Below are 9,410 nucleotides of genomic sequence, written 5' to 3'. Positions count from 1 at the left end.
TGCACGTGGCGGGCGAAGGCGAAGTCCATGCGGGCCGTCTGGGCCAGCAGCTGGTCCTCTTCGAAGATGTCGGGCGTGGGCTCGGACATGATCGCGAGTGGAACATGGGGGTACGACAGATTCGGTCGTAGAAGCGCGCCTCGCTTCCAAACTTTCCCAGATCGTCATGGCCGGGACGGGCCCGGCCATGACGTTCAGGGAGGGGTTTGCTGGGGTTTGCGCACGCGGGCAAAGCGGATCCCCCGTGCAGACCAGGGCGGGCTACTTCGCCCGGCGCCACACGGTCTGGCCTTCCTTGATGGTTTCGGTGACCGTGATGGCGCGGATGGACCCGACGGGGGTGGTGAGCGGGTCGGCGTCCAGGATCACGAAGTCGGCGAGCAGGCCGGGGGCGATGCGGCCGCGGCGGGTCTCCTCGAACGTCTGCCACGCCGGGCCGGTGGTGAGGGCCTGAAGGGCGCGGTAGGCGCTCTCGCGCTGGCCGGGGCCGCTGACCACGCCGGTGCGCGACGTGCGCGCCATGGCGGTCCAGAGCTGAAACCGGGTGTCGAGCGACGTCACCGGATAGTCCGAGTGGTTGGAGGGCGTGAGGCCGGCGGCGCGGGCCGCGGCGAAGGGACTGATGAAGTCGGTGACCTCGGGGCCGAAATTGCTGCGGTGGACATCGGCCCAATAGAACGTGTGGTTGGAGAAGAGCGCGGGTCCCACGCCGATGCGCGCGTAGTCCTTGAGCTGATCCGGCCGCACGAACTGGGAGTGGATGACGATCGGGCGGCGGTCGTCGGCCGCCTTGATCCCCAGCGCGTCGAAGGCGTGGATGGCCATGTCGATGGCCGCGTCGCCGTTGGCGTGCACGAAGATCTGCCAGCCGCGCGCATGGGCTTCCTTCATCATGGCCTGGACCTGGGCGTCGCCCGCCAGCGGCCTGCCGCGCCAGGGATGGCTGCCGTCGGGCGAGCCCCGGGCGTAGTCGCGGGTGAAGAAGGCGGTGCGCGCCTGGGGCGACCCATCCAGGATGAACTTGACCCCCTGGAGCTTCACGCGGCCCAGCCAGACGTGGGGTCGGAGGGCGGGGTTCGCGTACAGGTCGTCGAGCCCGGCGAGCGACAGCGGCAGAACGGCGAGGTCCAGCTTCAGCTTTCCCCGCGCGGCCTCCGAAGTGAGGAAGGCGAGGTCGGCGGGCTGGGTGGCCGCGTCCTGGGCGAACGTGAAGCCCTCGCGAAGGTAGAGATCCTGTGCGTCGTCTAGGGCGGCGAGCTTGTCGGCGGCGGTCTTCTGCGGGAGCACCGCGTTGACCGGACCCATAGCGGTTTCGAACAGCCCGCCCGTGAGCCGGCCCTGGGCGTCCGCCGTCACCACGCCGCCCTCGGGCGCGGGCTGGCCGTCGACAAGGCCCGCGGCGGCGAGGGCGCGGCTGTTGACCACCATGCCGTGACCCGAGACGTGGAGCAGCGCCACCTTGTGGTCGGGCAGGGCGGCGTCCAGTTCGGCGCGGGTGATGTAGCGCTTCTCGGCCAGCGCCTCCTGGTCGTAGCGGGTGGCGACGACCCACTGTCCCTTGGGGATGTTGGCCGCGAAGCGCCGCACCGCCGCGATGAGGGATGCGTTGTCGGTGATGGGCCCGGCCTCGGGTCCGGCGAGATTGAGCCGTCCCGCCTCCTGCACAGCCGACGCGAAATGGGAGTGGGCGTCGACGAAGGCGGGCAGCAAGGTCTTTCCGGCCAGGTCGTGTTCCACCACGCCGGCGCCCGCCGCCTTTCGCGCCGCCGCGAGATCTCCGGCGAACAGGATCTTGCCGTCGCGCGCCACGACGGCCTCGACGGTCTGCGGAACATCGCCGGCCATCGTTATGATGGGGCCCCCACGCCAGAGGGTCGCCGGCTCGGCGCCAGCCGGGGCGGCGAGCGCCAGGGCGAGCCACAGTCCGGCTGTGGCCAGGATGGCTTTGTTCACGCTGGTCTCCCCCCGACGGACTCTGACGGCCCGGCGCCAGGACGCACGAAACCTGGGCCCGGCGTCAATGGCGCGTGTCGTTCAGCCCTGGGCGTGCTTCAGCGCCGCGACGCGACAGGCCGAGGCGAGGGGGCGGCCCTCGCGGCCGCGGTCGATGCTGATGATCAGCTGGGCCAGGCTGGCGCCGCGCTGGGCGGCCATGGCGTCGAGCACGGCCCAGAACTCGGGCTCCAGGGCGATGGAGGTCGCGTGACCCGACAGCAGGAGGGAGCGCTTCTTGAGGCCGGCCATGGCCGTTCTTTACGAACTTTTCGGCCTGCGCGGATAGCCTCTTGCCAAAAGGTGACGCCTGCGTCATTTTTATGTGGACACTGTTTAGTTAGGGCTTCCTTACGATGGCCATGACCGCCGACGCCGCCGATTTCCGCGCCCAGCCCAGCAAGGGCGCGCGGGACGTTTCGACCAAGCTGGACTGGGGCCACGCCTGGCGCTCGCTGCAGAAGCTGCTGGCCGACAAGGAAGACACCCGCCAGGTCTTCGAGATCATGCGGGCGCTGAACGGCAAGTCGACGGCGCACGGCTACATCCGCCTGCTGGAGACGGCCGAGGGCGGCCGGATGGCGTTCGAGCGCAAGGAGTTCGCGGATCGCCTGATGGACGACGCCTGGCTGGACAGCCTGCCCGAGGGGAGCGTGGGCGCGGCCTACCGCACGTTCATCCGCGCCGAGCAGCTGTCGGCCGACGGCCTTGCCGAGGTGAGCCGCGAGGGCGTCAGCGACGTCGACAATCCGCACCCCTACGCCTGGTTCGCGCGCCGCACCCGCGACGTGCACGACATCTGGCACATCCTGACGGGCTATCACCGCGACGCCCTTGGCGAGGCGTGCCTGGTGGCGTTCTCGTATGCCCAGACGGGCGGCCTGGGCTGGGCGCTGATCGCGTTCGGCGCGGCGTCGCGTGCGCGCGGCACGCGCCATCCGACGATCAAGGCGATCTGGCAGGGCTACAAGCGCGGCAAGGCGGCCAAGTGGCTGCTGGGCGAGGACTATGAGCGGCTAATGGCGGAACCGCTGGAGGCCGCCCGCAAGCGGCTCGGCATCACGCCGCCCACGATCTACGATTCGATCCCCGCTCACGTCCGCGACGGCGTGGTCCCGCAGGCGGCTTAGTGTCGCGCCGCGCCGCAGGCGCTGCCGGTTGGGACCACGAAATACACGAAAGGGCCGGCGTCACGGAGACGTTGGCGGGCCCTTGGGCGCTTTCGTGTATTTCGTGGTTCAGTTCTGACGGCGCTGACGCGCCACTGCAGCCGCGAGCGCTCAGTCCTCGCGCTTCACGCCATCCAGGTTGCGCCTGGCGCGTTCGGCTTCGAGTTTCGTCGCGGCCTTGGCGGCCTTGGTGACGCCATGCTTCGCGCGGTTCTCGGCGGCCTGAGCCCTGGCGGCGGCCTTGTCCCGCGCCTTGCGCGCCTTATTCAGATTGATCAGCTCGGCCATGGCAACCCCACCGTCAACGGCCCGTTACGCGGTCCCCTATCGAGGAGACCATCATGATCCAAGCCACCCTGATCCGCGAGCACATGGAAGTCATCGGGTCCGACGGCGGCCACGTCGGCAAGGTGGACCACGTGCTGGGCGATGAGATCGAGCTCAGCAAACTGGACCTGGGCTCGGGCTTCAAGCACCACCTGATCCCGCTGACCTGGGTCGAGAGCGTCCGCGACGACAAGGTCTGCCTGAACATGACCAAGGACGCCGCCAAAGCCGGCTGGCGCGAGAAGCACTAGCGGCGAGGGACGGGGAGGCGGCTAGAGCGCGTTGGGCGAAGTGGAAGCCGGTTTCGCCCCTGAAACGCGCTCTAAATCAAAGAGATCGAGCCTGTTCATCCGGTTCAGATGATTCCATCTGAACCGGACAGGCTCGAGGCCTCCCCGGTCCGGGCTATTTCACGTTGGCGCAGAAGCGCTGGATGCGCTGGCAGGCGTCTTCCAGCACCGCGTTCGCGGTCGCGTAGCTGATCCGGAAGTGCGGCGAGAGGCCGAACGCCGCGCCGTGCACGACGGCCACGCCCTCGGTCTCCAGCAGTTCGACCGCGAAGTCGGCGTCCGAGGTGATGACCTTGCCCGACGGGGCGGTCTTGCCGATCAGCTCCTGGCACGACGGATAGACGTAGAACGCGCCCTCGGGCGTGGGGCACCGGATGCCGCGGGCCTGGTTCAGCATCGAGACCACCAGGTCGCGACGCTGTTCGAACAGCTTGGCGTTGGGCTTGATGAAGTCCTGCGGGCCGTTCAGCGCCTCGACCGCCGCCCACTGGCTGATGGACGAAGGGTTCGAGGTGGTCTGGCTCATCACCTTGGCCATGGCCTTGATGAGGGGCTCAGGGCCCGCCGCGTAGCCGATGCGCCAGCCGGTCATGGCGTAGGCCTTGGAGACCCCGTTCATGGTCAGCGTACGGTCGTAGAGCGCCGGCTCCACCTGGGCGATGGTGAAGAACTCGAAGTCGCCGAACACCAGGTGCTCGTACATGTCGTCGGTCAGGATCCAGACGTGCGGATGCTTCAGCAGCACGTCGGCCAGGGCCCGCAGCTCGGCCTTGGTGTAGGCCGCGCCCGACGGGTTGGACGGCGAGTTCAGGATGATCCACTTGGTCTTGGGCGTGATCACGCGCTCAAGGTCGGCCGGCTGGACCTTGAAGCCGGTGTCGGCCGAGGTGGCGCAGGCCACCGGCGCGCCGCCGGCCAGCAGCACGATGTCCCAGTAGCTGACCCAATAGGGCGTGGGCACGATGACCTCGTCGCCCGGGTTCAGGGTGGCCAGCAGTGCGTTCCAGATCACCGGCTTGCCGCCTGGCGAGACGTTCACCTGGCTGGGCTTGTAGGTGAGGCCGTTCTCGCGCGCGAACTTGGCGACGATGGCCTCCTTGAGCTCGGGAATGCCGTCGACGTTGGTGTACTTCGTCTTGCCGTCGCGGATGGCCTTGATGGCCGCTTCCTTGATGTTGTCGGGCGTGTCGAAGTCCGGCTCGCCGGCGGCCAGCCCGATCACATTTTTGCCCTGGGCTTTCAGCTCGCGGGCCTTCGCGTCGGCCGCGAGGGTCGCGGACGGCTTTACGCGGGCAAGCGCGGCGGATTCCAGGGACATGGATCGAGACTCCCGGCTGAGGTTGAATGGGCGCGGGTGTAACCCATGCTGCGCCGCATTCAAACCGCCGGTTTCAGCGAACCGGCCTCAGACGAAGTTGTCGAACGCGATATCGGCCAGCGTACGGCCGGTCAGGACGACCGAGGCGGGGTCCGAGCCCACGCCGAACCCGAACACGACGACATCCGCGCCGACCTGGACCGCGACGTATTGCGAACCCTGGACCGTGGCCACAGCGGCCTTCGCGGCGTCGAAGGCGGCGGCATAGCTGTTCGCGGTGATCTCGCGGTAGTTCATGGCGCTGCCGAAGGTGAAGCCCTCGAACGCGAAGCGCAGGCGGTCGCCGGTCTCCCAGTCCAGCACCGAGATCGGGTCGGCCGGCGCGCCGGTGCTGTCCTGAGCATAGCTGCGGATCTGGAACTGGTCCTGGCCCGCGCCGCCGGTCACGCGATCACGGCCGCCCAGGCCGTCGATGGTGTCATTGCCCGCGTCACCGGCCAGGGTGTCGACTCCGCCGGAGCCCTGCAGGCTGTCCTGCCCCTCGCCGCCCGAGAAGCGGACGTTGAGCGCCCGGCTCGCGAGTTGGGCCTGGAGCGTGTCGGCCCCGTCGCCGCCCAGCACGATCGCCTCTCCGGCGCCCAGGCGCACTTCGATCCGGTCGTTGCCCACGCCGCCATCCGCATAGCCCTGCGTGAGCGTGATGCGATCATCGCCGTCGCCGCCGAAGAGGCTGTCGGCCGCGCCCGTTCCGATCAGCGTGTCGGCGCCGCCTTCGCCCAGCAGCGTGCCGGCGCCCTCGATCCGGTCGTCGCCCAGGTTGCCGTTCAGGATGTCGACCGCGCCCGCAAGGCTGCTGATCGTGTCGGAGCCCTGGCCGCCCAGCAGGGTATCGGCGCCAGGGCCGCCCACGATGACGTCGTCGCCGCGGTTGCCCTGGGCGAAATCCCCGCCGTCATTGGCGGGCAGGGTGACGCCGTCGAGGGCCTCGATCGTGGTGACGATCCGGTCGTTGTCCTGGCCGCCATAGATCACGTCGCGGCCGCCGCCCCCCAGCAGGGAGTCGGCGCCCTGGTTGCCCTGCAGCAGGTCGTCACCCAGGCCCCCGTCCAGGGTGTCGTCGCCGCCGCCGCCGTACAGGCCGTCGCTGAGGATCGCGCTGCCGGGCGCGGGGGAGGCGTTCGCCCCGTTGTCGCCGATCAACAGCCGGGCGTCCGACGACAGGGGTGTGCGGCCGTTGGCGCTCAGGGTCGCGAATGCCGACCCGAACTCCACGGTGCGACCGGCCGCCGAGACTGTGACGGTTCCCGTTTGATTGTAGAGCACCGTCACCTGATTGGCGGCGATGTTTCCGAAGAGCACCGCGTCGGCGGCCGTGATCGCCAGCGCTTCAGCCGGCGTGATCGTACTGAACGTGTAAGTGGCCAAACTATCCCCCGAACGGTTGCGGGCATGCTAGCGGCGCGCCGGGTCCGCGCCAATGCCGGCGGCTGTCCCGGCGACGCGGGGCCGAGGCCGCCGCGCCGCTGGGAGCCGCTCTCCAGAGTCGGAAGGAACCGGGTCGGACGCTAGACGAAGTTGGACAGGCCGATGTCGGCCAGCGTGCGGCCCGTGAGCAGCACCGCGACGTCTGCGCCGTCGGCCGGGTCGCCCAGGTCGGCGAAGACGAAGACATTGCCGCCCACCTGCGCCGCCACGTACTTCGCCCCGGCCGCCGAGATGTGCTCGTTGGCGATGCGCAGCGCCTGCTCGTAGCTGGTCGCCACGAACTCCGAGTACGCTCTCGGCAGGATTCCGCTCGCGTCGCTCAGGATGCTGACCTCGGCGAACGACAGGGTGTCGTGGCTCTCCCAGTCCATGATCGTCGCCTCGACGCCGGCGTCGGGCGTGATCTTGGCGGCGAACTCGAAGCGGTCGCGGCCGTGGCCGCCGTACAGCACGTCGACACCCGCGCCGCCGGAGACCAGGGTGTCGTTCCCCGCGTCTCCGGAGAGCGTCGCGGCCTCCGGACCCTGGCTCACGAGCTGGTCGTCGCCATTGCCGCCCGTCAGCAGATCCTGGCCGAAGCCGCCGCTGACGATGTCGCCGCCGTCGCCGCCGGTCAGGGTGTCATTGCCCAGGCCGCCGTGCAGCTCGTCGTCGCCCAGGTCGCCCGACAGCACGTCGTTCCCGTCGGCGCCGCCGATGAAGTCGTCGCCCTGGCCGCCCAGCAGCGTGTCCGCGCCCGCGCCGCCCACGATCTCGTCGTCGCCGAGGTTGCCATGGGCCCAGTCTCCCTCGGTGTTGGCGCCCTGGGTGTCGCCGCCGCCATTCTCGGAACCGGTGAAGATCGTGTCGTTCCCCTGGCCGCCGTAGATCGAGTCCCGGCCAGCGCCGCCGACCAGCCGGTCGTCGCCGGTATTGCCCTGGAGCAGGTCGCGGCCGTCACCGCCGCTGACCGTGTCCGATCCCGGTCCACCGAACAGACCGTCGTCCAGCGCCGAGCCCGTCACACGCTCGTCGCTGGTGTCGCCGATGTAGAGTTTCGAGCCGTCCGCCATCACCAGCGCGCCGGCCTTGGACAGCTGCACCAGGTTGGTCGAGAACGCGACCGTGCGGCCCTCGTAGGTCACGAACACCCGCGGGACCTCGGGCGACAGGGCCAGGGGGTCGTAGCTCTGGTAGACCACGGTCACGCCACGCGCCGGGCCTCCGTTGAACGTCAGGGTGTCACCGGCCTGGATGTTCAGCGCCTGGTCGGCGGTGATGGTGTCGAACGCGTACGCCAGCAAGGGAAGAGCCTCCGCCGTCAAGCTTGGGCGACGTCAGATGGCGTATGTTGCGTAAAAATGCAACATGAGATTACGCAATTGCGACGAGCGGTCGGCGCCACGCCACCCGCCACCGCCTTGACCCCGCCGCACGAACACGCGACGCCTCCGCGCCAGATGCGCCGGCTCTTCGCCTTTCTCTCGAACATGGACGCCCAGGCCCTGCGGGCGCTGGCGGTGTCGTTCGTGCTGTTCGGCGGGGTGGGGATCGTCTTCTTCTTCGGGGCCCAGGTGCTGGGGTTCGACGGAGAGCGGACGCTTGAAGGCTGGCTGGGCGCGGCGCGGGGGCCCTGGTCGCTGCCGGTGGCGGTGGCGGCGTTCGCAGCGCTGGCGTTCATCGGCACGCCGCAGATCGTGCTGATCGCCGCGGCGGTGGTGGCGTTCGGGCCGATGACCGGCGCCGCCTACAGCTGGATCGGGACGATGGTCTCGGCGCTGGTGGGCTTCTATCTGGGCCGCAGCGCGGGCGCGAAGACGCTGGAGCGGTTCTCGGGCGAGGGCGTGCAGCGGTTCATGCGGCTGGTGGGCGAGAATGGCTTCCTGGCCAGCCTGATCGTGCGGCTGGTGCCCTCGGCGCCCTTCATCGTGGTCAACATGGCGGCCGGCGTGACGCCGATGCGGGCGTCGCATTTCGTGGCCGGCACCGGGATCGGCATCGGGCCGAAGATCGTGCTGACGGCGTTCGCCGGCGCCTCGATCCTGCAGCTCATGCGCGGCGAGATCGGCCGGCACGCCTGGGGCATCGCGGCGGTGGCGGCGCTGTGGCTGGCCATCGGGTGGTTCGCGCGCCGGTGGCTGCGGGGCCGGGCTGACAAGGGCGGCGGGGGAAGCTAGCCTCTCATGCGGAGTTCCACATGACCAAGCCTGTCACGATCCAACTTACCGGCGCGCAAGAAGACCACCTCCGGTCTATTTCTTCGCAGCCTACGGCGAGCCTGGAGACGTTGGTCGCCGAGTTCGTTGCACAGAGACTTGAATATGACGCCTGGTTCCGACGTGAGGTGCAGGTCGGGATCGACGCCGCCGACGAGGGCAACCTGATTCAGCACGAGGAGGTCGTCGCGCGAATGGAGGCCCGGCGTCTGGAGTTCGAGGCGCGCGCCGGCAAGGCATGAAAGTCGACTGGACAGGGCCGGCGCTGACCGACCTTGAAAGCCATTACGACTTCGTCGCCTCACAGAACCTCCGCGCCGCCGCAGACCAGCTTTCCTTGGTCCTGGAGGCCGTACGGCGCCTGGCGCGTTATCCGCGAATGGGGCGAGTGGGCGACGTGCGTGGCACAAGAGAACTCGTGGTCACAGGCACGCCCTATGTCGCGGTCTATCGCGTGCGGGATGACGCCTGCGAAATTCTGAGGGTCATGCACGGCGCCCAGCAGCGGCCATTTCGCAGGCGCTGATCCGGCCTGCAAGGCTCTCGTGTCTGCGGCACGATCTTGCCCCGGACGCGCCGAATGGCCGCGCTGCGCGCAAGATGCTTGCCCTGAAGCGGTCCATTCGGTAGATGC

11 protein-coding genes are annotated in these 9,410 nt (G+C 69.2%); 5 read left to right on the top strand and 6 right to left on the bottom strand.

Features of this window, described 5'->3' with window-relative positions; all coding sequences use genetic code 11:
• Positions 1-261: 261 nt before the first annotated feature.
• Together EPN98_RS21375 and EPN98_RS21370 are read right to left on the bottom strand one after the other, a co-directional pair.
• Entirely contained in the window at positions 262-1,953 is a 1,692-nt protein-coding gene (locus EPN98_RS21375) for an amidohydrolase (RefSeq protein WP_293364961.1), read from the bottom strand.
• An 81-nt stretch (positions 1,954-2,034) separates the two neighbouring features.
• Complete coding sequence (locus tag EPN98_RS21370; protein WP_293364960.1) at positions 2,035-2,244, bottom strand: ribbon-helix-helix domain-containing protein; 210 nt, start codon at positions 2,242-2,244, stop codon at positions 2,035-2,037.
• Positions 2,245-2,348: 104 nt separating this feature from the next.
• Between EPN98_RS21370 and EPN98_RS21365 the strand changes: the two genes are divergently transcribed.
• On the top strand, positions 2,349-3,122 hold the full coding sequence (locus EPN98_RS21365; RefSeq protein WP_293364959.1) for a Coq4 family protein: 774 nt from the start codon (positions 2,349-2,351) through the stop codon (positions 3,120-3,122).
• 150 nt (positions 3,123-3,272) lie between these two features.
• On the opposite strand, the gene EPN98_RS21360 is transcribed toward EPN98_RS21365, so the two are convergent.
• Positions 3,273-3,449, bottom strand: coding sequence for a DUF4169 family protein (locus tag EPN98_RS21360; RefSeq protein ID WP_293364958.1), 177 nt, complete (start codon positions 3,447-3,449; stop codon positions 3,273-3,275).
• A 53-nt stretch (positions 3,450-3,502) separates the two neighbouring features.
• On the opposite strand from EPN98_RS21360, the gene EPN98_RS21355 reads away from it, so the two are divergent.
• The gene (locus EPN98_RS21355; protein ID WP_293364957.1) at positions 3,503-3,739 is read left to right on the top strand and encodes a DUF2171 domain-containing protein; all 237 of its coding nucleotides are present in this window, start codon (positions 3,503-3,505) and stop codon (positions 3,737-3,739) included.
• Between the two features lie 154 nt (positions 3,740-3,893).
• On the opposite strand, the gene EPN98_RS21350 is transcribed toward EPN98_RS21355, so the two are convergent.
• The 3 genes from EPN98_RS21350 to EPN98_RS21340 form a co-directional block, all read right to left on the bottom strand.
• The gene (locus EPN98_RS21350) at positions 3,894-5,096 is read right to left on the bottom strand and encodes a pyridoxal phosphate-dependent aminotransferase (protein ID WP_293364956.1); all 1,203 of its coding nucleotides are present in this window, start codon (positions 5,094-5,096) and stop codon (positions 3,894-3,896) included.
• A gap of 87 nt (positions 5,097-5,183) precedes the next feature.
• Positions 5,184-6,521 carry a calcium-binding protein gene (locus EPN98_RS21345; protein WP_293364955.1) on the bottom strand — a complete coding sequence of 446 codons (1,338 nt, stop codon included), beginning with the start codon at positions 6,519-6,521 and terminating at the stop codon, positions 5,184-5,186.
• 140 nt (positions 6,522-6,661) lie between these two features.
• Positions 6,662-7,864, bottom strand: a complete 1,203-nt coding sequence (locus EPN98_RS21340; protein ID WP_293364954.1) for a calcium-binding protein — start codon at positions 7,862-7,864, stop codon at positions 6,662-6,664.
• Between the two features lie 156 nt (positions 7,865-8,020).
• Here EPN98_RS21340 and EPN98_RS21335 point away from each other — a divergent pair, with 156 nt between their 5' ends.
• Genes EPN98_RS21335 through EPN98_RS21325 form a run of 3 tightly spaced genes read left to right on the top strand, consistent with a single transcriptional unit; the run spans position 8,021 to position 9,302 of the window.
• Positions 8,021-8,737, top strand: a complete 717-nt coding sequence (locus EPN98_RS21335) for a TVP38/TMEM64 family protein (RefSeq protein ID WP_293364963.1) — start codon at positions 8,021-8,023, stop codon at positions 8,735-8,737.
• Between the two features lie 20 nt (positions 8,738-8,757).
• Entirely contained in the window at positions 8,758-9,018 is a 261-nt protein-coding gene (locus EPN98_RS21330) for a hypothetical protein (protein WP_293364953.1), read from the top strand.
• Positions 9,015-9,302, top strand: a complete 288-nt coding sequence (locus tag EPN98_RS21325) for a type II toxin-antitoxin system RelE/ParE family toxin (RefSeq protein ID WP_293364952.1) — start codon at positions 9,015-9,017, stop codon at positions 9,300-9,302. Before EPN98_RS21330 ends, EPN98_RS21325 begins: the two co-directional genes overlap by 4 nt.
• The last annotated feature ends 108 nt before the right edge of the window (positions 9,303-9,410 follow it).

This window comes from Phenylobacterium sp., assembly GCF_004299445.1.
Classification (GTDB): Bacteria; Pseudomonadota; Alphaproteobacteria; order Caulobacterales; family Caulobacteraceae; genus Phenylobacterium.
This window is presented reverse-complemented; position numbering and strand designations above follow the sequence as displayed.

Coding starts and splice junctions, on each gene's coding strand:
- EPN98_RS21370 (WP_293364960.1), bottom strand. CDS start 2,244: ATGGCCGGCCTCAAGAAGCGCTCCCTCCTGCTGTCGGGTCACGCGACC.
- EPN98_RS21365 (WP_293364959.1), top strand. CDS start 2,349: ATGGCCATGACCGCCGACGCCGCCGATTTCCGCGCCCAGCCCAGCAAG.
- EPN98_RS21360 (WP_293364958.1), bottom strand. CDS start 3,449: ATGGCCGAGCTGATCAATCTGAATAAGGCGCGCAAGGCGCGGGACAAG.
- EPN98_RS21355 (WP_293364957.1), top strand. CDS start 3,503: ATGATCCAAGCCACCCTGATCCGCGAGCACATGGAAGTCATCGGGTCC.
- EPN98_RS21350 (WP_293364956.1), bottom strand. CDS start 5,096: ATGTCCCTGGAATCCGCCGCGCTTGCCCGCGTAAAGCCGTCCGCGACC.
- EPN98_RS21335 (WP_293364963.1), top strand. CDS start 8,021: ATGCGCCGGCTCTTCGCCTTTCTCTCGAACATGGACGCCCAGGCCCTG.
- EPN98_RS21330 (WP_293364953.1), top strand. CDS start 8,758: ATGACCAAGCCTGTCACGATCCAACTTACCGGCGCGCAAGAAGACCAC.
- EPN98_RS21325 (WP_293364952.1), top strand. CDS start 9,015: ATGAAAGTCGACTGGACAGGGCCGGCGCTGACCGACCTTGAAAGCCAT.